General features: G+C 58.3%; 23 protein-coding genes and 1 pseudogene. 14 read left to right on the top strand and 10 right to left on the bottom strand.

The genetic code is table 11. The features are described 5' to 3' along the window. Nucleotides 1-38 precede the first annotated feature (38 nt). Entirely contained in the window at nt 39-1,463 is a 1,425-nt protein-coding gene (ftsP, locus tag C2E16_RS17735; RefSeq protein WP_038624119.1) for a cell division protein FtsP, read from the top strand. A 523-nt stretch (nt 1,464-1,986) separates the two neighbouring features. Here ftsP and dkgA read toward each other — a convergent pair. After that, nucleotides 1,987-2,811, bottom strand: coding sequence for a 2,5-didehydrogluconate reductase DkgA (dkgA, locus tag C2E16_RS17730; protein WP_038624121.1), 825 nt, complete (start codon nt 2,809-2,811; stop codon nt 1,987-1,989). A gap of 213 nt (nt 2,812-3,024) precedes the next feature. Here dkgA and C2E16_RS17725 point away from each other — a divergent pair, with 213 nt between their 5' ends. Continuing rightward, nucleotides 3,025-3,918, top strand: a complete 894-nt coding sequence (locus C2E16_RS17725; RefSeq protein WP_038624123.1) for an AraC family transcriptional regulator — start codon at nt 3,025-3,027, stop codon at nt 3,916-3,918. A gap of 22 nt (nt 3,919-3,940) precedes the next feature. Here C2E16_RS17725 and C2E16_RS17720 read toward each other — a convergent pair whose 3' ends face one another. The 6 genes from C2E16_RS17720 to C2E16_RS20640 all read right to left on the bottom strand — a co-directional run bounded on the left by C2E16_RS17720 (nt 3,941) and on the right by C2E16_RS20640 (nt 9,074). Continuing rightward, nucleotides 3,941-4,600 (bottom strand): DedA family protein, encoded by a 660-nt coding sequence (locus C2E16_RS17720; protein WP_084970210.1) that lies wholly within the window; start codon nt 4,598-4,600, stop codon nt 3,941-3,943. Between the two features lie 125 nt (nt 4,601-4,725). After that, nucleotides 4,726-5,919 carry a cystathionine beta-lyase gene (gene metC / locus C2E16_RS17715; RefSeq protein WP_038624126.1) on the bottom strand — a complete coding sequence of 398 codons (1,194 nt, stop codon included), beginning with the start codon at nt 5,917-5,919 and terminating at the stop codon, nt 4,726-4,728. 140 nt (nt 5,920-6,059) lie between these two features. Beyond that, nucleotides 6,060-7,346: a TRAP transporter large permease gene (locus C2E16_RS17710; RefSeq protein WP_038629874.1), complete on the bottom strand. Its 1,287-nt coding sequence runs from the start codon at nt 7,344-7,346 to the stop codon at nt 6,060-6,062. Nucleotides 7,347-7,359: 13 nt separating this feature from the next. Then, nucleotides 7,360-7,866, bottom strand: coding sequence for a TRAP transporter small permease (locus C2E16_RS17705; protein ID WP_038624128.1), 507 nt, complete (start codon nt 7,864-7,866; stop codon nt 7,360-7,362). A 51-nt stretch (nt 7,867-7,917) separates the two neighbouring features. After that, nucleotides 7,918-8,895: a TRAP transporter substrate-binding protein gene (locus C2E16_RS17700; RefSeq protein WP_038624130.1), complete on the bottom strand. Its 978-nt coding sequence runs from the start codon at nt 8,893-8,895 to the stop codon at nt 7,918-7,920. After that, a complete protein-coding gene (locus tag C2E16_RS20640; protein WP_146107486.1) occupies nt 8,895-9,074 on the bottom strand; it encodes a hypothetical protein in 180 nt (59 codons plus the stop codon). The genes C2E16_RS17700 and C2E16_RS20640 overlap by 1 nt, the downstream gene beginning before the upstream one ends. 166 nt (nt 9,075-9,240) lie before the next feature. Here C2E16_RS20640 and exbB point away from each other — a divergent pair, with 166 nt between their 5' ends. Continuing rightward, nucleotides 9,241-9,975: a tol-pal system-associated acyl-CoA thioesterase gene (exbB, locus tag C2E16_RS17695; RefSeq protein ID WP_104951641.1), complete on the top strand. Its 735-nt coding sequence runs from the start codon at nt 9,241-9,243 to the stop codon at nt 9,973-9,975. Between the two features lie 5 nt (nt 9,976-9,980). Then, nucleotides 9,981-10,403 carry a TonB system transport protein ExbD gene (exbD, locus tag C2E16_RS17690; RefSeq protein ID WP_038624134.1) on the top strand — a complete coding sequence of 141 codons (423 nt, stop codon included), beginning with the start codon at nt 9,981-9,983 and terminating at the stop codon, nt 10,401-10,403. 135 nt (nt 10,404-10,538) lie between these two features. Here exbD and C2E16_RS17685 read toward each other — a convergent pair whose 3' ends face one another. Next, nucleotides 10,539-11,432 (bottom strand): SDR family oxidoreductase, encoded by an 894-nt coding sequence (locus C2E16_RS17685; protein ID WP_038624136.1) that lies wholly within the window; start codon nt 11,430-11,432, stop codon nt 10,539-10,541. A gap of 957 nt (nt 11,433-12,389) precedes the next feature. Here C2E16_RS17685 and C2E16_RS17680 point away from each other — a divergent pair. Continuing rightward, complete coding sequence (locus C2E16_RS17680) at nt 12,390-14,474, top strand: putative bifunctional diguanylate cyclase/phosphodiesterase (RefSeq protein ID WP_038624138.1); 2,085 nt, start codon at nt 12,390-12,392, stop codon at nt 14,472-14,474. Nucleotides 14,475-14,580: 106 nt separating this feature from the next. Next, on the top strand, nt 14,581-15,990 hold the full coding sequence (locus C2E16_RS17675; RefSeq protein ID WP_038624140.1) for an aminotransferase-like domain-containing protein: 1,410 nt from the start codon (nt 14,581-14,583) through the stop codon (nt 15,988-15,990). A 34-nt stretch (nt 15,991-16,024) separates the two neighbouring features. On the opposite strand, the gene C2E16_RS17670 is transcribed toward C2E16_RS17675, so the two are convergent. Continuing rightward, on the bottom strand, nt 16,025-16,507 hold the full coding sequence (locus tag C2E16_RS17670) for a YlaC family protein (RefSeq protein ID WP_038624141.1): 483 nt from the start codon (nt 16,505-16,507) through the stop codon (nt 16,025-16,027). A 361-nt stretch (nt 16,508-16,868) separates the two neighbouring features. Between C2E16_RS17670 and C2E16_RS17665 the strand changes: the two genes are divergently transcribed. After that, a complete protein-coding gene (locus C2E16_RS17665; protein ID WP_038624142.1) occupies nt 16,869-17,474 on the top strand; it encodes a hypothetical protein in 606 nt (201 codons plus the stop codon). A gap of 111 nt (nt 17,475-17,585) precedes the next feature. On the opposite strand, the gene C2E16_RS17660 is transcribed toward C2E16_RS17665, so the two are convergent. Beyond that, nucleotides 17,586-18,206: a response regulator transcription factor gene (locus C2E16_RS17660; RefSeq protein WP_084970207.1), complete on the bottom strand. Its 621-nt coding sequence runs from the start codon at nt 18,204-18,206 to the stop codon at nt 17,586-17,588. A 686-nt stretch (nt 18,207-18,892) separates the two neighbouring features. Here C2E16_RS17660 and mdcA point away from each other — a divergent pair. The 7 genes and pseudogenes from mdcA (at nt 18,893) to C2E16_RS17625 (ending at nt 25,047) form a co-directional block, all read left to right on the top strand. After that, entirely contained in the window at nt 18,893-20,548 is a 1,656-nt protein-coding gene (gene mdcA / locus C2E16_RS17655; RefSeq protein ID WP_084970206.1) for a malonate decarboxylase subunit alpha, read from the top strand. Next, complete coding sequence (locus tag C2E16_RS17650) at nt 20,548-21,408, top strand: triphosphoribosyl-dephospho-CoA synthase (RefSeq protein WP_104951587.1); 861 nt, start codon at nt 20,548-20,550, stop codon at nt 21,406-21,408. The genes mdcA and C2E16_RS17650 overlap by 1 nt, the downstream gene beginning before the upstream one ends. A gap of 7 nt (nt 21,409-21,415) precedes the next feature. Beyond that, nucleotides 21,416-21,715, top strand: a complete 300-nt coding sequence (gene mdcC / locus C2E16_RS17645) for a malonate decarboxylase acyl carrier protein (protein WP_038624144.1) — start codon at nt 21,416-21,418, stop codon at nt 21,713-21,715. Further along, nucleotides 21,708-22,541, top strand: coding sequence for a biotin-independent malonate decarboxylase subunit beta (locus tag C2E16_RS17640; RefSeq protein ID WP_084971694.1), 834 nt, complete (start codon nt 21,708-21,710; stop codon nt 22,539-22,541). The genes mdcC and C2E16_RS17640 overlap by 8 nt, the downstream gene beginning before the upstream one ends. Then, nucleotides 22,538-23,338 carry a biotin-independent malonate decarboxylase subunit gamma gene (gene mdcE / locus C2E16_RS17635; RefSeq protein ID WP_084971696.1) on the top strand — a complete coding sequence of 267 codons (801 nt, stop codon included), beginning with the start codon at nt 22,538-22,540 and terminating at the stop codon, nt 23,336-23,338. The genes C2E16_RS17640 and mdcE overlap by 4 nt, the downstream gene beginning before the upstream one ends. Nucleotides 23,339-23,467: 129 nt before the next feature. Continuing rightward, a pseudogene (locus tag C2E16_RS17630) lies at nt 23,468-24,426 on the top strand (AEC family transporter). A gap of 3 nt (nt 24,427-24,429) precedes the next feature. Continuing rightward, on the top strand, nt 24,430-25,047 hold the full coding sequence (locus tag C2E16_RS17625) for a malonate decarboxylase holo-ACP synthase (protein WP_104951586.1): 618 nt from the start codon (nt 24,430-24,432) through the stop codon (nt 25,045-25,047). The last annotated feature ends 2 nt before the right edge of the window (nt 25,048-25,049 follow it).

Genomic DNA, 25,049 nt, shown 5'->3' with positions numbered 1-25,049 from the left:
CGTCAGCCTGGCGCCACGCGCACCGCTATGGAGTCGTTATGTCTTTCAGTCGACGTCAATTTATACAGGCATCGGGCATAGCCCTGTGCGCGGGCGCGTTGCCGTTCAGCGCGCGGGCGGCAGGCAGCGAAACGCCGTTACCGATCCCGCCGTTGCTGGAATCGCGTCGTGGCCAGCCGCTGTTTCTGACTATGCAGCGCAGCCACTGGTCTTTCTCTGGCGACAGCAACAAGGTGCCGGTTTGGGGCGTCAATGGCCTCTACCTGGGGCCGACGGTGCGCGTCTGGAGCGGCGACGACGTAAAGCTGATTTACAACAACCGGCTGAATGAGCCGGTAGCGATGGGCGTCGGCGGCTTACAGGTGCCGGGCGCCCTGAGCGGCGGCGCGCCGCGCATGATATCGCCGGGCGTTGACTGGGCGCCGGTGCTGCCGGTGCGTCAGCGCGCCGCTACCTGCTGGTATCACGCCACCACGCCCAACCGCATGGCGCAGCACGTTTATAACGGGCTGGCGGGCATGTGGCTGATTGAGGATGAGGTTAGCAAATCGCTGCCGATCCCGAAACACTACGGCGTGGATGACTTTCCGCTGATCATTCAGGACAAACGTCTCGATAACTTCGGCGCGCCGGTCTACAACCCGCCCGAGAACGGCGGACTGGTCGGCGATACGCTGCTGGTCAACGGCGTGCAGAACCCCTTCGTCGAAGTATCGCGCGGCTGGGTGCGCCTGAGGCTGCTGAACGCCTCTAACTGCCGTCGCTATGAAATGATGCTGAGCGACAGCCGTCCGTTTCACGTTATCGCCAGCGACCAGGGTTTCCTGCCTGCGCCGGTGGCGGTGCAGCAGCTGTCACTGGCGCCAGGCGAACGCCGCGAAGTGTTGCTGGATATGTCGCAGGGCGAAGAGGTCTCCATCACTGCTGGCGTAGCGGCGGGCATTATGGATCGCCTGCGCGGCCTGTTCGAACCTTCCAGCATCCTCACCTCCACGCTGATTCTTACGCTGCGTCCTACTGGCCTGCTGCCACTGGTCACTGACAACCTGCCGATGCGTTTGCTGGCCGATCAGATCCTCGACGGCACGCCGGTGCGCACCCGCGAACTGCGTTTAGGCGATGCCCAGCCGGGCATCAACGGCGCGCTGTGGGATATGTCGCGCATCGATATCCAGGCGCAGCAGGGCACCTATGAGCGCTGGATCGTCCATGCCGACACGCCGCAGGCGTTTCATATTCAGGGCGTCATGTTCCTGGTAAAAAGCGTCAACGGCGCGCAGCCGTTCGGCGAAGATCGCGGCTGGAAAGATACCGTCTGGATCGACGGCGAAGTCGAACTGCTGGTGGCCTTTACGCAGCCTTCCTCTGAACATTTTCCCTTCGTCTACTACAGCCAGACGCTGGAAATGGCCGACCGCGGCACGGCGGGGCAGCTGCTGGTGCAGCCGAGCCAGGGCGGCTAACGCCCTGTCTGAACAGGGGAATCGCGCAGACCGACGGCGTTCCCCTGTGATTCGTCAAAAGTGTGTAAAACGCTTCCCACCGCCTCAGACTCCAATTCAAAGCGATTCCAGAGCCAGAACGTCGCCACGAAGCAAAAGCCAGAAAGCTGGCACGAACCAAAGGGTTTTAAAGCGATCTCGATGCCAGAGAGCGGGGAGGCCGGGCAGAGGAGTAAAGCGTCCCGCGCCAGGGATGGCGCGGGCCGAGCAGTCAGGGATGACGAATTTGCGTCTTTACGATCGGTCCGGCCTCCCCGCATACCCACGGACATGACAGCGACGTTTGATCATCAACGACGCGTCTTATCGGACATTCACGGAACGTGCAACGACGTTTGATCATCAACGACGCGTTTTATCGGGCATTCACGGAACGTGCAGTGACGTTTGACCATCGCCGACGCTAAAAAGCCAACGGCTTCTCCGCGAATTCCACCGGACTTATAGCTGCGTTTAATCCGCCGCGACAGTCCGCCTGAAAATCTTAGTTCAGCTCATCCGGGTGCGGGCCCAGACGCGTGCCGCTGTCCATCTTAGCAATCTCGCTGATCTCCGCTTTCTCCAGCCGGAAATCAAACACCTTAAAGTTTTCTTCAATGCGCGACGGCGTTACCGACTTTGGAATCACCACCAGACCGCAATCCAGATGCCAGCGAATCACCACCTGCGCCGGCGTCTTGCCATACTTCTTCGCCAGCTGCTTAATCACATCCTGATCGAACACGCCCTTGCCGCCCTGCGCCAGCGGGCTCCAGGACTCCGTCTGAATCTGGTGCATCGCGTTCCAGGCATGCAGCTCGCGCTGCTGCAACATCGGATGCAGCTCCACCTGATTGATCACCGGCGTCACGCCCGTCTCGTCAATCAGCCGCTTCAGATGCTTCTCCTGAAAATTACAGACGCCGATGCTCTTCGCCAGCCCCTGCTGTTGTAGCTCGATCATCCCTTTCCAGGCTTCAACATAATTATCCTTCTCCGGGCAAGGCCAGTGCATCAAATAGAGATCCACATATTCCAGTTGCAGCTTCTGCAAACTGCTCTCCATCGCCTGCTGCCAGTTCAGCTGATCCTCATTCCACAGCTTAGTCGTCACGAAAATATCGTCGCGTGCGACATCCGTCTGCTGCAGCGCCTGGCCGATGCCTTCCTCATTTTTGTAAATCGCGGCGGTATCGATAGAACGATAACCTACCTCCAGCGCCTTCAGCGCGGCATTACGCGCCTCTTCAATCGTCGCCTGCCAAACGCCCAGCCCCAGCTGCGGCATCATATTGCCGTCACGCAGTTTGATAATCGGTTGGTCTGCCATAACTTCTCCTTACTGGTTAGTTGGACCCGATAACGCTTAAGTCTAGTCGAGATATCCTTTTGCGGCGGCGCCGTCTAAACCCCATTGTCAGAAAGCAGCAGGAAAGGCTCAATGCTTATTTCTACGGGAATCTTGCCTAATCCTGCTGACGGCTGGAGAAATTTCCCAGCAGCGGGCAAACTGCCGATGAGTTCATCACCGAGAGTTAACATCATGGAGCGGGAAACTATCTGCGCCGCCCTGGCGCAAAAAGTGATTCAGCTGCGTCAGAGCGGGCGCGCCGCCTTGCCTGAACTGCCGGAAGTACAGCTGCTTTATGCCGACAGCCTGTGCGGACGCACGCCGGTTATGTACCGGCCCGGCATCGTCATCCTCTTTCAGGGCAAAAAAGTCGGCTACATCGGATCGACCACCTTCAACTACGACGCCAGCAAATACCTGATGCTCACCGTGCCGCTGCCGTTTGAGTGCGAAACCTTCGCCACGCCGGAACAGCCGCTGGCGGGCATCATGCTGCATGTCGATATCCCGAAACTGCAGGATCTGCTGATCGAACTGAACAACGACGACAGCTTCCAGACCAGGCCGCTTAATCAGGGCATCCACTCCGCCTTTCTCTCCGGCGAACTGCTCTGCGCGACGGAGCGGTTGCTCGATGTCATGCAGAAAAACCGCGACGCGCGCGTGCTCGGCCCGCAAATCGTGCGTGAAATACTCTATTACGTCCTCACCGGACCGTGCGGCGGCGCGCTGCTCTCGCTGGTCAGCCGCCATACTCAGTTCAGCCAGATCGCGCGCGCGCTGCGGCGCATCGAAACCAGCTTTACCGATAACCTCAGCGTCGAGTTGCTGGCGGCGGAAGTCAACATGAGCGTCTCAGCGTTTCATCATAACTTCAAGGCGGTCACCAGCACCTCGCCGCTGCAATACCTGAAAAGCTACCGGCTGCACCAGGCGCGCACCATGATGCTTCAGGAAGGCTTAAAGGCCAGCACGGCGGCGATGCGGGTGGGGTATGAAAGCGCTTCGCAGTTTTCGCGCGAGTTTAAACGTTATTTCGGCGTAACGCCGGGAGAGGAGATGACCCGTATGCGGCTGGCGGGATAAGTTCCCGCCAGCCGCATGCGGCTCAGGCGCGCTGACGGCGCTTTTTCCAGATCAGCGCAACGCTGCCGGCAAGGCCAAGGAACAGCAGGGCGACCGGCAGAATAATCAAAATCGCCATTACCTGATCTTCATGACGCTTAATGAAAGGTACCTGGCTAATGCCGTAGCCGAAGGCGATCACGATCGTTACCCACAGCAGGCCGCTCAGCCAGTTAAACAGCTGGAAGCGGCCATTTTGCAGACCGGAAATGCCCGCCATGGTCGGCAGCAGCGTGCGCACGAACGCCAGAAAACGGCCCACCAGCAGCGCCATCAGGCCGTGACGGTTGAACAGATGCCAGGCGCGCTGGTGATACTGCGCAGGCAGGTGCATTAGCCAGCTCTTCACCAGCCGCGTATTGCCGAGCCAGCGCCCCTGTAAATAGCTCAGCCAGCAGCCCAGGCTGGCGGCGGCGGTGAGAATCACTATCGTCGGGATAAAATCCATCACCCCTTTGGCGATCATCGCGCCCGCCAGCAGCAGCAGGCTGTCTCCCGGCAGAAAAGAGGCGGGCAGCAGACCGTTCTCCAGGAACAGCGTAATAAACATAATGCCATAAACGATCCAAACCACGTCTGGATTGGCCAGCGCGGCAAAATCCTGATGCCATAGCGCCTGAACAATCTCATGTATCACACCCATCTGTTTCCTCGTTGACTGTGGTCATCGTTTAAGTGTAACTGCAAATGGCCGTCCCCTTCCCGTCGAGGCGAGCGTAGAGGACGACCGGTTAAGCTTTTGTTTAAGATTAGCGTGCTTTACGCCGCTTATGCCTGAGCAATGCGCGCAAAACCGGCGGCCAGGTCGGCAATCAGATCGTCGACATGCTCCAGGCCAATATGCAGACGCACCAGCGTGCCGCTAAAATCCACGCCATTGACCGGACGGATCGCCGCCAGCTCCTCCGGCTGATTTGCCAGAATTAACGATTCAAAGCCGCCCCACGAGTAGGCCATGCTGAAATGGTGGAAGCCGTCGAGAAAGTGTGCCAGCTTTTCATCGCTCAGTTTTTGTTCCAGCACAAAGGAAAAGAGTCCGCTGCTGCCGCTGAAATCGCGTCGCCACGCCTCATGGCCCGGACACTGCGCCAGCGCCGGATGATTGACGCGCGCGACCTCAGGACGCTGCGCCAGCCAGTTCGCCACCGCCAGCGCGCTCTCTTCATGCTGACGCAGACGCACCGCCAGCGTACGCAGGCCGCGGCTGGTGACGTAGGCGGTATCGGCGTCCACCATCTGCCCCATCAGATAGGAGTTTTCACGCAGCTGTTCCCAGCAGCGCGCGTTGCTCACCGCGGTGCCGATCATTGCATCGGAATGGCCTACCAGATATTTGGTGCCAGCCTGGATCGAAATATCCACGCCGTGATCCAGCGGGCGGAACAGCACGCCTGCGGCCCAGGTATTGTCCAACATAATAATGGCGTCAGGCGCCTTACTGCGCACCGCCTGCACGATCGCCGGCACATCCTGTACCTCCATCGTGATCGAGGCGGGAGATTCGAGAAACACCACTTTGGTATTGGGTCGCACCAGATCGGCGATCTGCGCGCCGAGAGTGTGATCGAAATAGCGCGTGGAGACGTTAAGCTTGCTGAGGATTTTATTGCAGAAATCCTGGGTCGGCTCATAGACCGAACCGGCCATCAGCACCTCGTCGCCCGCTTCGACAAACGCCAGAATCGCGTTGGACACCGCTGCCGCGCCGCACGGATAGAGCGCGCAGCCCGCGCCGCCTTCCAGCTCGCACATCGCGTCCTGTAGTGAAAAGTGGGTCAGGGTGCCGCGGCGGCCGTAGAAAAGCTCGCCCTGCGCCCGGCCTGCGGTGGCGCGTTTCTTATCGGCGACGGTATCAAAAACCAGGGAGGAGGCGCGCTGGATCACGCTGTTGACGGCGCCCTGCGTGTAACGTTTGGTTCTTCCGGCGGCGATGAGTGTGGTTTCAATATTCTTTTTCGACATGCTGCAAGCGGTCCTGCTAACCCGTAGTGATGCTCTAACTTACCACGTTTAACCGGCGGGGGTTGAGACCGTTTTGTCACTATCAGACAGTGGCGGGGAAGCGACGACGGAGGCGCGCATAGCCGCCGTCGTCGCCGAGGCTACATGACGCCCATCATGCGCGGCAGCCATAGAGAGATGGCTGGTATATAGGTAATCATCATCAGCACCACAAACAGCAGACAGTAGAACGGCAGCATCGCCTTCACCACCTGTTCGATCTTCTGTTTGCCCACCGCGCTGGCGACAAACAGCACCGATCCCACCGGCGGCGTAATCAGGCCGATGCCGAGGTTGATCATCATGATCATGCCGAAATGCACCGGATCGACCCCCAGCGCATTGGTGACCGGCAACAGCACCGGCGTCAGGATCAGGATAATCGGCGCCATATCCATCAGCGTGCCGATCACCAGCAGCAGGACGTTGATGCACATCAGAATCACATACTTGTTATCCGACACGCTGGTGAAAAACTCGGTAATCAGCTGCGGCAGCTGCATAAAGGTCATCACCGCGCCGAAACCGGAGGCGAAGGCGATCAGCACCATCACAATGGTGACGGTCTTGATGGTGCGAAACAGCAGGATATGCAGCTGGTTCCACTTAAAGTCGCGGTAGATAAACATGGTGACGAAGAAGGCCCACAGACAGGCGATCGCCGCCGATTCCGAGGCGGTGAAAATACCGGAGAGAATGCCGCCGAGGATAATCACCACGGTGAACAGCCCCCAGAAGGCGTCGAAAAAGATCTTCAGCGCCTGCTGAAAGGGGATGCGTTCGCCGCGCGGATAACCGCGTTTGCGCGCAAAGCCGAGACACATCACCATCAGGCAGAGGCCAAGCAGCAGGCCGGGGAAAATACCGGCGACGAACAGCGATGAAATCGTCACCACGCCGCCGGTGGCCAGCGAATAGATTACCGAGTTATGGCTGGGCGGCGTCAGCACCGCCTGCACCGATCCGCTGGCGGTGACGGCGGCGGCGAAATCGCGCGGATAGCCTTTCTCCTCCATTTGCGGGATCATCACCGAGCCGATAGAGGCGGTATCCGCCACCGACGAGCCGGAGATGGCGCCGAAAAAAGTCGAGGCGACGATATTCACCAGCGACAGGCCGCCGCGAATAAAGCCGACGAAGATATAGGCGAAATTGACCAGCCGTCGGGCGATGCCGCCTTCGGCCATAATTGCGCCCGCGAGAATAAAGAAGGGAATGGTCAACAGCGAAAACTTATTTACCCCGTTAGTGATTTGAATCACCACCGCTTCCAACGGCAGATCGATCCACCAGGCGCCGATAAAAGCGCTCAGGCCCACGGCGAAAGCCACCGGAAAGCCGATCAGCAACAGAACCATCATACTGCCTACTAAGATCAGTGCGTCCATCATAAGCTCCGAATCAGTGGGTGCCACCGAGGCTGACCAGCGGGCGTGCAGACTGATCGCCGCACAGCAGGCGCTCAATCACGAACAGGATCGTCAGCAGCGCGCCGACCGGAATAGGCAAATACATCTGACCAAAGGTCACCGCCGGCAGTGACGCCTGCGGCTGAAGCCACATCGCCTCGCACAGCGCGTAGCTCGCCTGGAAGATAATCACGCACGCCGCCAGCATCAGCAGATCGCTGGCAATCGCGGCGATTTTTTGCCCGCGCGGCGACAGGCGATCGGTAACCATCGATACGCAGATGTGGGTGCCGGCGCGAAAGCCGACCGGTGCGCCGATAAAGGTGAAAATGATCATACAGACGATAGCAACCGGCTCCGGCCAGGAGAGCGCATCGTTAAGCACATAGCGGGCAAAAATGCCGACAGGGATCACCGCGACCATCAGCAACAGCGCAATCGCGGCGATCGTCATGCAGAGCAGATAGACCGCATCCATCAGACGTGAATAGGCAGACATGATTTTTTACCTGGTTAACGGCGCCGCGAGAGGACGCGGCGCGGGAAAAGGTTATTTCACCGCAGCGATTTGCTGCATCAGATCCTGATAGTTCTTGCCGTATTGATCGCGCACCGGCTGGGTGGCTTTGACAAAGTAGTCGCGATCGATCTGTTGGAAGGTCACGCCGCCGGCTTTCATTTTATCCAGCGACTGCTGATTATATTCGGCCCACAGCTTGCGCTCATCTTCCTGTGCCTCTTTGCCCAACTTGCGCAGCAAAGCCTGATCCTCGGCGGAAAGCTTATCCCAGGAACGTTTGGAGAAGAGGATCATCTCCGGCTGGATAAAGTGGCCGGTCAGGGTGTAATACTTCGCCACCGGCATATAGTTATGGGCGACAAAGGTTGGCGGGTTGTTCTCTGTGCCGTCCACGACGCCGGTCTGCATGGCGCTGAACACTTCGCTGACGCCCATCGCCACCGGGTTGGCGCCCATCGCTTTCAGCGTCGCCAGCGAGATGGCGCTGTTCTGTACGCGAATCTTCATCCCTTTCAGATCTTCCGGTTTCGTCACCGGCTTTTTGGTGATCATGTTGCGTACGCCCGCATCGGTCCAGCCGAGAAACACCATGCGGGTATTAGGATCGTTATCGAACTTATCGGTGATCGCTTTGCCGATCTCGCCGTCCAGCACGCTGTGCATATGCGCCTCGTCACGGAAGATATAGGGCAGCGTCAGCACGCTGGTTTCCGGCGCGAGAGTAGACACCGGCGCCAGCGAAACGCGGATCATATCGACTGCGCCGATCTGCACCTGCTGCAACGTCTGTTCTTCATCGCCTAACGTGCCGCCAGCGTAGACGCGCAGCTCAAGCCGACCGTCGGTAGCCTGCTTCAGCTTTTCTCCCATATGTTCAAGCGCGACGACGGTGGGATAACCGGCAGGCTGGACTTCCGCGACCTTCAGCACCTTAGCCGAGGCGGCGGTGGCGGTGAACAGCGCGGTGGAAGCCAGCGCTAACACCAGCAACAGTTTTTTTACTTTCATCATTGTTCTCCTGCGCCTAAAAGATGCCCCGTCACTGGTTGTAGAAGGGTAGAGGTATGCGCCAGCAGGGCTGATTCACTATAGATAAATTGCGCAGGCGGAAAATCAGCGCGCATAAATTGAATGAATTGCATCACAAAATTAAAACGACGTTTTAATAAATTTATACGCAGCGTCACAGTTTAAAAACTAACCGATCACAATTTACTTACCTGCCTGTCGATAAGCGGCGCAGGACGGGGAAATCTTTGTAAATAGTAATGAGAACTACTATCAATTCACCTCTGTTTTGGTATGATCCTGACCTGTTTTGATGAATTCCATTAAGGTTGGAGAAATAGCGTGGTGACCAGTGAGTTGATGCAGACGGATCTCTCCGTCTGGGGCATGTTTGAACATGCGGACATCGTGGTAAAAGCGGTAATGATTGGACTGCTTCTGGCGTCCGTCGTCACCTGGGCCATCTTCTTCGGCAAGTTTACCGAACTGTCCTCGGCACGTCGGCGTCTGAAACAGGAACAGCAGGCGCTGGCGGAAGCGCGTTCGCTGCGCCAGGCGGCGGAGCTGAGCGACGGCTTCCACGCGCGCAGCCTGACGACGCAGCTGCTGCAGGAAGCGCAGAACGAGCTGGCGCTTTCCGCCGGTTCGGAAGATAACGAAGGCATTAAAGAGCGCACCGGCTTCCGTCTGGAGCGCCGTGTCGCCGCCATCAGCCGTCACGCCGGTCGCGGCAACGGCTTCCTCGCTACCATCGGCTCCGTCGCGCCCTTTATCGGCCTGTTCGGCACCGTCTGGGGCATCATGAACAGCTTTATCGGCATCGCCAAAACCCAAACCACTAACCTCGCAGTCGTTGCACCCGGCATTGCGGAAGCACTGCTGGCGACGGCCATCGGCCTGGTGGCGGCGATTCCGGCGGTAGTGATCTACAACGTCTTCGCCCGCATGATCGCCAACTACAAAGCGAGCCTGGGCGATGTGGCCGCGCAGGTGCTGCTGTTGCAGAGCCGCGATCTCGATCTGGCGCGCGGCAACGGCGCGCAGCCGGTACAGAATGCACATAAACTGCGGGTAGGTTAAGCGTTATGGCGATGCGGTTAAATGACGATCTGGACAGCAATGGCGAAATGCATGAAATCAACGTGACGCCGTTTATCGACGTAATGTTGGTGCTGTTGATTATTTTCATGGTGGCCGCGCCGCTGGCGACGGTGGACGTCCGGGTCAACCTTCCCGCCTCCACCAGCGCGCCGCAGCCGCGTCCTGAAAAGCCCGTCTATCTCTCGATTAAAGAAGATAAGCAGATGTACGTCGGCAACGAAGCGGTCTCGAAAGAGAAGCTGATTGAGGTGCTGAACGCGCAGACGGAAGGCAACAAAGAGACCACCATTTTCTTCCAGGCGGATAAGTCGGTGGATTATGAAACGCTGATGAGCGCCATGGATGCCCTGCGCGGCGCAGGCTATCTCAAGATCGGCCTGATGGGTATGGAAACTGCGCAAAAATAGCCGCACGGCGCGCGCTGAAGCATAAAAAAACCGGAGCCTCTGCTCCGGTTTTTTTATCGCTGCCGGTTATCCGTTTTTGTGCAGGGAACGGCTATCACGCTGTGCACAGCGGCAAGAGGGCCCCGGCTTTCTGGCTTAGCCCAGATGTTCGCCGCCGGTGACGCCATGCACTTCTGCCGTCACATAGCTGGATTCCTGCGACGCCAGATAGACATATACGCCTGCCAGCTCGGCTGGCTGTCCGGCGCGCTTCATCGGGGTTTGTTTACCAAACTCCGGCAGTTTCTCCTGCGGCTGGCCGCCTGCCACCTGCAATGCGGTCCAGATCGGGCCGGGCGCGACGCTGTTTACGCGAATGCCTTTTTCCGCCACCTGCTTGGCCAGCGCACGGGTATAGGCCAGAATCGCCGCTTTGGTGGAGGCGTAGTCCAGCAGATGCGGGCTCGGCTGATAGGCCTGAATCGAGGAAGTAGTGATAATTGACGCGCCTTCCGGCAGCAGCGGAATCGCCGCCTGCGTGATCCAGAACAGCGAGAAGACATTGGTTTCGTAGGTTTTACGGAACTGTTCGGTGGTCAGCTCGGCGATATCTTCTACCGCGACCTGTTTACCCGCTACTAGCGCCAGGATATCGAGTCCGCCCAGCTCTTCGTGCGCCTGTTTTACCAGCTGCTTGCTGAATGCCTCATCGCTGATATCGCCTGGAATCAGCACCACTTTGCGACCCGCTTCACGGATATAGTCCGCTACCTGCTCTGCGTCGCGCTGCTCGGCGGGCAGATAGTTAATCGCCACGTCGGCGCCTTCACGGGCATAGGCGATAGCGGCGGCGCGGCCAATACCGGAATCAGCGCCGGTGACCAGCGCTTTGCGGCCTGCCAGACGCTGGCTGCCGCGATAGCTCTGCTCGCCGCAGTCCGGTACGGGCTGCATATCCTGTTGGATGCCGGGGGCGGGCTGACGCTGTTTCGGGTATTCACCGTTGTAATACTGGGTGAGAGGATTTTGCATTTTATTCTGGTCTGCCATGTTTCCTCCTGGTTTCACAAAGAAAATTCACTATCAAGGCTAGGAGAAACGGCGCGCTTGTCGAGACGTGTAACAGACGTTAAAGAACAACCCATTGTTGTAAAAGGAAAATTTAACAAAGGGAAAATGCGAATAAATATGAGCAAATATGAATATCGTACGGTAAATGCGCATGTTGTCAGTGAGGAATGTGTTGTTCGCGCTTCTGTTAAATAATGGCGACTAAGCCAATCTTTTTGTAAATCGAAACAGAGGTTCACTTCATATTATGTCGGGCCGAAACGGGAAAAAACACAAGGAAGCCGGTTTACAATCCACCACACCTTTATAAAAGCCGCCCCGCAACGGAGCCAAATCCATCTGTAGCGTGACCAGCGGCAGCTTCCTCGAAATATATACTTTTATGGTTTTCGGTTACTACGCCAGTGCCAAAACCTTCTTTCCTGACAATAACCCCTTCGCCGCGTTTTTCAGGCCTGCTGGCGGCATTTTCAGCAAAGAGAGAGGAGCGCTCTGACGTCGGCTATCTGAAAATTGTCAACAATGTTATTTTCTTGCGCTGGCGTTGATCGCGCGGATTTTTACGGCTGTAGCTGGCCCTGCCGGATAAGGCGGGTGGCGTAGGGAACGGCTGGTTTTTTGACGCGTATTGACGCGGCACGTAAAAAGTTTCAAAAAATGCTGGCAAGGCTGCCAAAAGAAATAAAAATAAATTTTAATCAATGGTGTCGACTGCCTGCCCGGAAGAAAAAACCTTCATGCGTAGCAGCGTGCGCCAGCGGCGAGGAGTAAAGCGAGGGCAATTTTATTACTCCCGGCAATCTTTTTTATTCATGGACGCGATGATAAGCATTGGTACGAAATTGCCGATAGTTTAGTCAACGGGCCAATTAACCTTGCGCTTTTATTCTTTCAATTTCAGCGTTCCCTGACGGGCGCTAATTCGCAGGAATTTCTATGTTGGCAACCTCTTACGATACGCTCATGGTGGTCGTCTCCATCATCGTCGCTTTCCTCGCCTCCTATACCGCGCTGGATATGGCCGGGCGCGTGGTGACCAGCAGCGGGCTGGCCGCGCGCGTCTGGCTGCTCGGCGGCGGGTTTTCCATGGGTATTGGCATCTGGGCGATGCACTTTATCGGCATGCTGGCGATGAATATGCCGATGATGATGAGTTACAGCGGGCCGCTGACGCTGCTGTCGATGATTATCGCCATCGCCGCCTCGGTCTTTGCGCTATGGATCGTCTGTTACGGTGAGCTGCATGTGATGCGGCTCGGCCTCGGTGCGCTGGTGATGGGCAGCGGCGTCGTGGCGATGCACTATCTCGGCATGGCGGCGCTGATGTTTGAGCCTGGCATCGTCTGGGACTGGCGCTGGATCGCGCTCTCGGTAGTGATTGCGCTGCTGGCGTCGGGCGCTGCGCTCTGGCTGGCGTTCCGGCTGCGGCAGGGGCCTGGGCGTTTGACGCTGCTGCGCGCCGGCGCGGCGGTGGTAATGGGATTCGCCATTGCCGGGATGCATTACACCGGGATGGCCGCCGCCGGTTTTCCCACCTCCAGCTACGCTATGCATCAGGGCGTGAACAGTAACTGGCTGGCGATTTTGGTGGCGGTGGTCACAGTCTCGATTCTCGGCATCACGCTGTTAGTGTCGATGCTTGATGCGCGGCTACAGGCGCGCACCTCTATGCTCGCCTCGTCGCTGGCGGAAGCCAACCGCGAGCTGGCGCAGCTGGCGCTACACGATAACCTGACGCGCCTGCCCAATCGTATCCTGCTGGAAGATCGTCTCGATCAGGCGATTAATAAGGCGACGCGTGAAAACTCTCATTTTGCCCTGATGTTTATGGATCTTGACGGTTTTAAGGCGGTTAATGACGCGTTCGGCCACCATATCGGCGACAGCCTGCTGGTGGCGGTGACCGAGCGCATGACGTCGAACATGACCGGCCATTACACTTTGGCGCGGCTGGGCGGTGATGAATTTGTGCTGCTGACAGAGATGGAAGATCCGAACGACGCCGCCGCCATCGCGGATGCGCTGGTTAAGCTGATAGAAAAGCCCTTTGTGATCTCCCGTTACGAGCTGATGGTGTCGCTCAGCATCGGCATCGCGGTTTATCCGGGCGACGGCATCGATGAGCGCGAGCTAATGTTTAACGCCGACGCCGCCATGTACCACACCAAAAACAACGGACGCAACGGCTACAACTTCTTCCAGCCCTCAATGAATACCATTGCGCAAAGTCAGTTGCAGCTGGTCAACGATCTCTGGCTGGCGCTGGAACGCGATGAGCTGCGGCTGTTTTACCAGCCGAAATATACCGCGCCGAGCGGCCCGATAGTCGGTTTTGAGGCGCTGCTGCGCTGGCAGCATCCGCAGCGCGGCCTGCTGTCGCCCGATGTTTTTTTGCCGCTGGCGGAGAAAAGCGGCCTGATTATTCATGTCGGCAACTGGGTGATCCACGAGGCGTGCCGTCAGCTGCGCAGCTGGCATTTGCAAGGGCATGAAAACTGGTCGGTAGCGGTAAACCTGTCGGCGTTACAGTTTGAACAGAACAGCCTGGTGGAGACGGTGGTGACGGCGCTGGAACAGCACCATATTCCGCCGCATCTGCTAACGCTGGAAGTCACGGAAACCACCGCCATGCGCGACCCGGATGAAAGCGTGCGCATTCTGACCGCGCTGACCGACCTTGGCGTGCGCGCCTCGATTGATGATTTCGGCACCGGCTATTCCAGCCTGCTCTATCTCAAACGCCTGCCCGCCAGCGAGCTGAAAATCGACCGCGCCTTTGTCAACGAACTGCGGGAGAACAGCGGCGACGCCACCATCGTTTCGGCGATTGTGGCGCTGGCGCAGTCGCTCAACCTGAAGGTGGTGGCGGAAGGGGTGGAAACCACCGAACAGCAAACCTTTCTCACCAACCTCGGCTGCAACAGTTTGCAGGGGTATCTGTTAGGCAAACCGATCCCGCCGGATCGCGTGCCTGAACTGAAAGAGTTTGTCTGTAAAGAAAATACCCATCCGGTAGCCTGACGCCGCGCTCCGACCCCGCGCTGATAAACAGGGCGGGGCCCTGTCCCTTATCCGCTGAAGAAACTATAATAGCCGCCAGTTATTATCTAAAGGCCTATAACAGTTCATGGCGAAATATCTTCAGCTGGTGGAGCAAATCCAGGCGCAAATCGACGCCGAAGTGTGGCAGCCAGGTGAAAAACTGCCCTCGCTGCGCGATCAGGTCAGCCTGAGCGGGATGAGTTTAATGACCGTGATGCACGCCTATCAGGTGCTGGAAAGTCAGGGCATTATTGTCTCCCGCCCCCAATCCGGCTACTATGTGGCGCCGCGCGCGGAATTTCTCAGCCAGCCGACCACTCATCAGAAGGTACAGCTGGCGGAAACCGTTGATATCAACGCCTTTATTTTTGACGTGTTACAGGCGTGCCGCGATCCGCTGATCGTTCCGTTCGGCTCCGCCTTTCCCGACCCGGAGCTTTTTCCCCAGCGCCAGCTGATGCGCGCGCTGACCAATGTCTCCCATAGCCTGACGCCGCGCGACGCCATTAACAATCTGCCGCCGGGCAACGAGGCGTTGCGCAAAACGCTGGCGCGTCGCTATGCGCAGCAGGGCATTACCGTATCGCCGGATGAGATTGTCATTACCAACGGCGCGATGGAAGCGTTGAGCCTCAGCCTGCAGGCGGTAACGGAGCCGGGAGACTGGGTAGTGGTGGAGAACCCCACCTTTTATGGCGCGTTGCAGGCGATCGAGCGGCTTAAATTGAAAGCGGTGGCGATCGCTACCGATCCGCAGCACGGCATGGATCTGGACGAGCTGGCGCAGGCGTTAAGGCGCTGGCCGGTAAAAGCCTGCTGGCTGATGACCAACCAGCAAAATCCGGTGGGTTTCACCCTGAGTCGGGAGAAAAAAAGGGCGCTGGTAAAACTGCTGGCGGAGCATCAGGTCGCGCTGATCGAAGATGACGTTTACAGCGAGCTCTGGTTCGGCGCAGATAAGCCGCTGCCGGCGAAAGCCTTCGATCGTCAGGGCGGCGTGCTGCACTGTTCCTCATTCTCTAAAAACCTGGTGGCCGGATTTCGCGTCGGCTGGGTGGCGGCGGGACGACACGCCCAGCGCATTCAGCGTTTGCAGCTGATGAGCACGCTTTCCACCAGCGCGCCGATGCAGCTGGCGTTAGCGAACTATCTCGGCACGCGCAGCTACGACAGTCATCTACGCAAGCTACGTCAGGTGCTGGAGCAGCGTAAAAATCTGGCGCGCCAGTCGCTGAAGCGGCATCTGCCTTACGGCACCCGCATTAACGATTCGCGCGGCGGCTATTTTCTATGGATTGAACTGCCGCGCCAGGTCAACGCGACGCAGCTTTACTACCGCGCGCTGGAGCACAACATCAGCATCGCGCCGGGCAGCATGTTTTCGTCGGGTCAGCAGTATGAGAACTATTTTCGCTTTAATACCGCCTGGCCATGGGATGACGCGCAGGAGGCGGCGGCGGCGATTCTTGGCGGCCTGATCGCCGCCATGATGTAGCGAAGCGCGCGGCCCGTTTCAGGCCAGGCTGCGGTCAGACCGCCGCAGCGGGCTTGTTGCCCCAGGTGAGGTGGTAGACATCATAGAAATCCACTTCGCCTTTCAGCGTCAGCAGTTTATCAATGCCCGCCTTAACGTGTTCAGGCGTGGAGGGATGATTGAGAATGTCGTTCACCGCCGCGTCTGACAGCGTCCGCACGTAATACCATTCGCCGTTGTAGCAGACGCGCAAATCCAGCGTATCAATATCCTCAAAGCGATATTTCGGATTGATATCCAGCAGCATCAGAAAGCTCATCAGCAGTACGAATGCGGTCGCGCCCCAGAAAGCGGGCCAGCCCAGATAGTCGGTTGTAAAGATCAGCGCAACGCAAAGGGCATAGCAAATATACATCGTCAGCCACAGGCCGGGATGGGTCTTCAGAAAATTGAAGCTAAAGCGCGGCTTGTTATCGCGCAGCTCTTCACGATTCAGCGTATCGATTTCACGCAGCAGGATCTGTTTGATGGCATCCATTGTTTTACCTCGGTCATTGAAGCCAACGAGAGCGAAATTAAACCATGAGTGTAGCAAGGATGACAGAAACAGATTTCAGCAAAAAAGCTATAACAGTTTATGCAAAGTGGTAACAAACGGGGACTGGGCGGCAACATCAACCTTAGCCGTATGCGGTGTAAAAAAGCAAATATTCTTCGGTAAGCGGACTCTATTCAGGGAAAGGAAAGGCGAATAAACCCCGTGCTGGCCGGTCAAGAGAAGAATTTGAGTTAAGTCTTATAAATTAATCATTTATGTGACGCAGAAGACATGCTTTCTATTGCAAAGTTATTTACTTTTGCCAAAATCAATTAACATTGCGACTTACAGGAGACGTGATATGTTTTCCTCATCGTGCACCCTTATGGCTATGATGTCCTTCGCGGCCGGTACCCTCTTTGCTGGCACCTCCAGCAACCCGCAGCATCTGATGCTGGCCATGCCTTCCAACGGCGTTCCCAACAACCCGCTACCGCTGATTATCTATCCACGCGTGGCGCCGGGCGATAGTGAAGATATCGCTGCCTGGTTTGAACATCGCTTTAATGAAAGCCATTGGCCGGCACGCTGGCGCGCGCCGATTTTCCCCTATACACATTACCATTCCAACTGCCATGAACTACTGGGCGTCGGTGCTGGCTGGGCGGAAGTGCTGTTTGGCGGCGAGAGTGGACGCATGGTCACGCTGCGGGCTGGCGACGCAGTATTGATCCCGGCGGGCGTCGGACATCAGCAGATTGCGGCCAGTGAAGATTTCTTCACCGTCGGCGCTTATCCGGCAGGCATGACGCCTGATACGCTGCGTGATGACGTCAGTAAAATGGAGCAGGCGCTGGCGAACATCAAACGCGTGCCGCTACCACAGTTCGATCCCATTACGGGCGGAGAAGGCGCGGTCACTGACTTCTGGCATCCCGTGGCGCAGCAAATCTCTCACCAGCAGTAAAACGACGGGCGGGGCGGTTTAACAGACTGCCCGCTGTCGCTAACAAAGAAAGGGCGTGACGTGCGCCATCTTTAAAGGTGCTGGCGTCCGCGATCGCGGCGGAATAAAAAGCTAAACCAGGTAATTTCTTTTAGCGATTTCGTTAATATCAACCACGCTTTTAATGCCCAATTTACGCAATATTTTAATTTTATAGGTGCTGATGGTTTTATTACTCAGGGAAAGCTGCAGGGCTATTTCTTTATTAGAATATCCCGCAGCCAGTTTTCGGAGCACCATCAGCTCGCGGCGGGAAAGGGACATCAGCTTTTCGCTTTCTGGATGAATCGCTTTCGCTTCCAGACTATGGGTATTGGGATAGAATTTAACCCCTTTATCAATGCTGCGAATCGCCTGTAACAGCTGCGACGTGTCGTGACTTTTACAGAGATAGCCGTCAACGCCCAGCAGCTGGCAGCGGTGCATGTGGAAGTCGCTGTCGGAGGCGGTTAATACGATGATTTTCTGCTGTGCGTTGATGCGCTTAAGGCTTTCAATCACCTGCATGCCGTCGCGGCCGGGGATATTGAGATCCATAATCACCACGTCGGGACGATGCAGACCGACATCGGCAATCACCGATGTGCCGTCTTCCGCAACGCCTGCGATAATATAGCCGTTGGCGCGTAAATAGGCTTTAATGCCTGAGCAGACAAAAGGGTGGTCATCAACAATAAATACGCTGCTAATCATAATAAATCCTGCGGAAAATTATAAATCTTATTAATGGAAATAAGGCTTTGCAGAGGGAGAAATTTATACACAGAGTATTATATCCAGACGTAAAATATATCAATGTGAGAATTGTCTCTAATTCGGCCGGGGGAAAAACCGCTTAGCATAGCTATTTTTTTATCGTGCCGGAATGAAAGATTATTTTACGCCAGGAAGGCGATAAGCCTTTCTGTCTTACTGTTAAAGCGCGGCCGTAGCGTTTAAAACCGGAAAATATCCTTTAAACCTGCTAACGATCCTATTTAACCCCCTGCTACAGGGCAGGTAATAAAAGCGCTAAACCGCGTTTAAAACACATTATTGTTTTGCGCTCACCAGCAACGATAGAGTTGCCTTTTTGTGAGCTGACGAAGGATAACCGTAACGACAGGCGCTGCGCGATCCTGCAAATCGTAGGCATATCCGGCGCCGCTCGCCATGAAAAAATCCAGATAAGATCTTGCTTATCTTCATGTTATCAACCCGGCCGCAGTGACGGAAAAGGGCGCGGCGGCGTCCGATGCGGCCTGTACCTCAGAAGCGGTAAACTTCCATTACTCTCAGGCTAACGATCCTGCGCCCTGCTTAATTGATGCATAGCGCTGACAGGCAGAGACTCTTCTCATCGATTTGAGTTAAATCACAAATGAGCCAGGAGGTTAGCCATGTTGCCTGAATCATCATCAGGCCGCGTCTGGGATACCCGTCGCACTGAAAAACAGCGACGCATTGCATCACTCGCTATTCCAGGCAAAGTTCTGCCCACCGACGATTTACCTAATGTCCTTGAAAAACTGATTGCTCCCGGCGACCGCGTGGTGCTGGAGGGGAATAACCAGAAACAGGCCGATTTTCTGTCGCGCATGCTGGCGGAGGTCAACCCGCAGAAGATTCACGATCTGCATATGATTATGCCGAGCGTCAGCCGCAGCGAGCATCTGGATATTTTTGAAAAAGGCATCGCCCGTAAACTCGATTTCTCCTTTTCCGGTACGCAAAGCCTGCGTATTTCCCAACTGCTGGAAGATGGTCAGCTGGAAATCGGCGCGATTCATACCTATATCGAACTCTACGCCCGTCTCTATGTCGATCTCGTGCCGAATGTCGCGCTGGTCGCTGGCTTTAAAGCCGACCGCCAGGGCAATCTCTACACCGGCCCCAGCACCGAAGATACGCCCGCGCTGGTAGAAGCCGCCGCGTTCCGCAACGGCATCGTCATCGCTCAGGTGAACGAGCTGGTGGACGACGTGAATGACCTGCCGCGCGTCGATATCCCTGGTTCCTGGATCGATTACGTGGTGGTCGCCGACCAGCCTTTCTTTATTGAGCCGCTGTTCACCCGCGACCCGCGTCTGATCAAACAGGAGCATGTGTTGATGGCGATGATGGCCATCAAAGGCATCTACGCCGAACATCAGGTGCAGTCCCTGAATCACGGCATCGGCTTTAACACCGCCGCCATCGAGCTGCTGCTGCCGACCTACGGCGAGAAGCTTGGACTCAAGGGCAAAATCTGCCGTCACTGGACGCTCAACCCGCACCCAACGCTGATCCCCGCGATTGAAAGCGGCTGGGTGGAGAGCATCCACAGCTTCGGTAGCGAACTGGGGATGGAAAACTACATCGCCGCACGCCCGGACATCTTCTTTACCGGCCCGGACGGATCGATGCGATCCAACCGCGCCTTCTGCCAGCTGGCCGGTCAGTATGCAGTCGATATGTTTATCGGTTCGACATTGCAGGTCGACGGCTACGCCAACTCCTCTACCGTCACGCGCGGTCGTCTCTCCGGTTTCGGCGGTGCGCCGAACATGGGCCACGATCCCCATGGCCGTCGTCACGCCACCCCAGCCTGGCTGGCGATGATCGACCAGCCCGATCCGCTGGTGCGCGGCCGTAAGCTGGTGGTGCAGATGGTGGAAACCTTCCAGGCGGGCGGCAAACCGACCTTCGTGGAAAAACTCGACGCCATTGACGTAGGCAAAGCCTCCGGCATGCCGTTGGCGCCGGTAATGATCTACGGCGACGACGTGACCCACGTGCTGACGGAAGAAGGCATCGCCTATCTCTATCGCGCGCAGTCGATGGAAGAGCGTCGGGCGATGGTGGCGGCGGTGGCCGGCATCACCGATATCGGCCTCGGCGTTGACGCTAAACGCGTAGAGCAGCTGCGACGCGAAGGCAAAATCGCCTGGCCGGAAGATTTAGGCATTCGCCGCAGCGAAGCGAGCCGTTCCCTGCTGGCCGCAGGCAGCGTCGCGGACCTGGTGGAATGGTCCGGCGGTCTTTACAACCCGCCAGCTAAATTCCGGAGCTGGTAATGGCGACGCAACCGCAACGCTCAGCAGAGCGCGCTGAAAAGCTGGCCCTCCGCCTGGCGGAGCGGGCAAGCGGCGCGCTGATTGACGAAGCGCGCCTGACGCCGAAGCCGGGCCTGGTGGACGGACGCGGCAGCGGGGCGCATCACGACCTGACGCTGGCGCTGATGGAGCGATCCGCTCGCGCGCTGCAACCCACCTTTTACGCGCTGGCGCTAAACAGCTGGCGACGTCCGGCGGATATCGCGCTGCGCCAGCAGGTCGGTCAGCTGGGGCGCGAAGGCGAAGCGCGGATGATGGCGGCCACGCAGGGCGTCAACACCCATCGCGGCGCGATCTGGGCGCTGGGGTTGTTGGTCAGCGCCGCCGCCATGCTCGACGACGAAAGCACGGCGCAGGCGGTATGCCAGACCGCCGCCGCGCTGGCGCGGCTGCCGGACGATCGCGCGCCGCGCACCTTTAGCAAAGGGCTGCGCGCCACGCAGCGTTATCACGTGCCGGGCGCGCGCGAAGAGGCGCAGCAGGCGTTTCCGCATATTGCTCAACTGGCGCTGCCGCAGCTACGGCGCAGCCGCGCGGCGGGCGCGTCGGAAGCGCAGGCGCGACTGGATGCGCTGATGGCGATCATGACCTCGCTGAGCGATACCTGCGTCCTGTCGCGTGCCGGACTGGCTGGCCTGGAGGCGATGCGCCAGGGCGCGCGTCAGGTGCTGAGCGCGGGCGGCTGTGGGACGCCGGAAGGCGAGCAGGCGCTGGCGCGTCTCGACGCCGATATGCTGCGTCTGAACGCCTCGCCGGGCGGCGCGGCGGATCTGCTGGCGGCCACGCTGTTTCTCGATGGTATTTGCTTACCTACAGATTGAGGATGTTATGGAACAAATCACACTTTCTTACCCCGCCACGCGCACCCTGTACGGGCAGGCGCTGGCTGGTGTCGTGGGCTCCGGCGATATGGAAGCCCTGTTTGTCGCCGATCAGGGCGAACGTCTTGAAGTCGATATCACCACTTCCGTGGTTAATTTCGAAGCGCGCTGGCGTGCGCTGTTCGACCGTCTCAGCACGTTGAACGGCCTGCCGTCCGGCAAGCTGACCATTCATGATTTCGGCGCCACGCCGGGCGTCGCGCGAATCCGTATTGAACAGGTATTTGAGGGGGCAAGCGATGCGTAACGACAGCAGTTTTATTGAGCTGCGGGCGCGTGAACGCGCGCGTCTGCTGCTGGACGAAGGATCTTACCGCGAACTGCTCGATCCGTTTGACGGCGTCATGTCGCCCTGGCTGCCGATGCAGGGCATTGTGCCGCAGGCCGATGACGGCATGGTGGTGGCGAAAGGCACCATCGACGGCAAGCCGACGGTGGTGATCGCTATCGAAGGCACCTTCCAGGGCGGCAGCATGGGCGAAGTCTCCGGCGCCAAAATGGCGGCGGCGCTGGAGCTGGCGGCGGAAGATCACCGTCGCGGCGTGCCGACGCAGGCGGTGCTCTGCCTGGAAACCGGCGGCGTGCGCTTACAGGAAGCGAACCTGGGGCTGGCGGCAATTGCCGACATCCACGCCGCCATCGTCGACCTGCGACGCTATACCCCGGTCGTCGGCGTGATTGCCGGCACCGTCGGCTGCTTCGGCGGCATGTCAATCGCGGCCGGACTGTGCAGTTCGCTGATCGTCACCCGCGAAGCGCGCCTGGGTCTGAACGGCCCGCAGGTTATCGAGCAGGAGGCGGGCATCGAAGAGTATGACTCGCGCAACCGGCCCTTTATCTGGAGCATCACCGGCGGCGAGATGCGCTATCGCAGCGGCCTAGCGGACGTGTTGGTGGACGACGGCGTCCATGCGGTGAAACAGGCGGTGAACGCGGCGCTGGCGCGCGGCGTACCGGAACAGCATCGTACCGACGATTACGCACGCATGCTGGCGCGCCTGGAGGCCGTAGACACCAGCCGTCAGGCAGACAGCGAACAGATTCAACAATTTTTTGCGGAGGATTCGCTATGAGTTCAATCAGTCGCGGCGAAACATGGCTGGCGCTGCTGAGTCAGAATGCGCCTCGCTTAGAGGGGCTTTGCCCGTCGGTTCAGGTGGCGGACGCCGACCTGAATGGGGAGAACGTGCGTTACATCGCCGTCGTGCCCGATGAAAACAACCACTTTCCGCGCGCCGCCAACGGCGAGGTCGGTCTGCTGGAAGGCTGGACGCTGGCGAAAGTGGTGCAGGAAACCATCGCCGCCGACGCGCAGGCGGAACGTAAACGCCCAATCGTCGCGGTAATCGACGTGCCGAGCCAGGCCTACGGACGCCGCGAAGAAGCCTTCGGCATCCATCAGGCGCTGGCGGCCTCGGCCGCCGCCTGGGCGCAGGCGCGTCTCGCCGGGCACCCGATTGTCGGGCTGATCGTCGGCAAGGCTATGTCCGGCGCTTTCCTGGCGCACGGTTATCAGGCCAACCGGCTGATCGCCTTTAACGATCCCGGCGTCCTGATTCACGCCATGGGCCAGGCTTCCGCGGCGCGCATTACGCTGCGCAGCGTCGATGCCCTGATGGCGCTCGCCTCAACGGTGCCGCCGATGGCCTATGACGTGAAAAATTATCAGACGCTGGGCCTGCTGGACGAGATGCTGAATATCGCCAAACCGGACGCGCCTGACGACCAGGCGAAACAGCAGGTGACGGAAGCGCTGATCCGCGCCATCGAGGACGCCCGCAACGGCGACCGCAGCCTGCAACACCGTCTGCGCGGTGAAAACCGCCGCAGCTCCGCGCTGGTGCGCGAACGTATGCGCGCGCTCTGGTAATCCATGTTGTTAAGACAAACCTGCCAGGTGGATCGTGATGGGCACTCGCTGCCCATCCATAAAAACAGCCTGTAAAACAATAAACCATCGCACCTGTGCAAACTTTTAATTCATATTTACAGGTGACCTATGACTTATACTATTCTCCACGCGCTCGCCCCTATTTTCGTCATCATGCTGTTGGGCTTTATGGCCGGCAAGGCGAAAATGGTGGATAACAAGAACGTCGCTTTACTCAATATCTTCGTAATGGATTTCGCACTGCCGGCCGCGCTGTTCAGCGCTACTGTTCAGACGCCCTGGAGCGGGATTGTCGAACAGATGCCGCTGGTGGTGGTGCTAACGCTGGCGATGTGGATCGCCTACGCCGCCATCTATTTTCTCTGTATCAAGGTCTTCCATAAGTCGCCGCAGGACGCCGCGGTGTTGACTCTGACGGTGGCGCTGCCGAACTATGCCGCGCTGGGACTGCCGATCCTCGGCAGCGTGCTGGGCGAAAACGCCAGCACCTCGCTCTCGGTGGCGGTTTCTATCGCCTGCGGCTCGGTATTGATGACGCCGTTCTGCCTGCTGATCCTGGAGCGTGAAAAAGCGCGCGAGGCGGGTACGGTGCAGGGATCGTCCCTGACCATGCTGCCGGTGTTGATGTGGCGCTCGGTGAAAAAACCGATTGTCTGGGGACCGCTGCTGGGGGTGGTGTTATCGGCGCTGGGCATTCATATGCCTGACCTGGTGCTGACGGCAATCAGACCGCTGGGCCTGGCCGCTACCGCCGCCGCGCTGTTCCTGACCGGCTTGATCCTGTCGGCGCGCCAGCTGAAGCTGAACGGCGCGGTCGCGCTCTCCAGCGTCACCAAGCTGCTGATTCAGCCGCTGATCGCCTGGGCGCTGGTGCTGGCGTTAGGGTTGCACGGTTCGCTGGCGATCACCTCGATTCTGATGGTGGCGCTCTCCGCCGGCTTCTTCGGCGTGGTGTTTGGCAACCGCTTCGGCGTGCAGTCGCCTGATGCGGAACGACCTTGCTGATAACGTCGGTGCTCTGTATCGTGACGCTGCCTTTATTTATCTCTTTAACCGCAGGAATGTAATTGATGGCGCCGCGTCCCCACGACTTAATCTGGCTGAACGATTCTCAGGCGTTACAGGGCGATCTGCCTGACTGGGTGGCGCTACAGTGGCAGCCTACGCTGCCGCTGGTGGTGCGCCGGGATACCCATCCGGCCGGGCTGATCGCCGTCGGGATTCGCGGTATGGGACGTGAGCGGCGCGCCGCCGCCTGGCTGGACGCGGCGGCGATAATCCGTTTCGTCACGCCGGAATCGCTGGCTGACGTCGGGCTGCTGCTACGTTCGATTTTCGTCTCGCAGCCGCCGGTGCAGGGCGCGATCCTGCTGGCGCAGCAGAGCTGGCCGTGGCAGTGGGGCATTACCGGCAGCTGCGGCTACGCGCTGGCGACCGAGGTGCCGGTGCTGCACAGCGGCAGCGATCTCGACCTGCTGATCCGCGCGCCGCAGCCGCTGGCGCCAACCGCGTTTCAGCGCTGGCAGCAGCAGGTCGACCGCCTGCCGTGCCGCGCGGATACGCAGGTCGAGACGCCCTGCGGCGCGTTCGCCCTCAACGAGTGGCTGCGCGACGGGCGCGCGCTGTTGAAAACCAACCGGGGACCGCAGCTGGTCAGCGATCCCTGGCGGGCTGAGATGGAGGTTTAGGC

It is taken from the genome of Mixta calida (genome assembly GCF_002953215.1).
In the GTDB taxonomy this organism is placed as follows: Bacteria; Pseudomonadota; Gammaproteobacteria; order Enterobacterales; family Enterobacteriaceae; genus Mixta; species Mixta calida.
The sequence above is the reverse complement of the archived record's forward strand: the minus strand, read 5'-3'. Positions and strand labels throughout refer to the sequence as shown.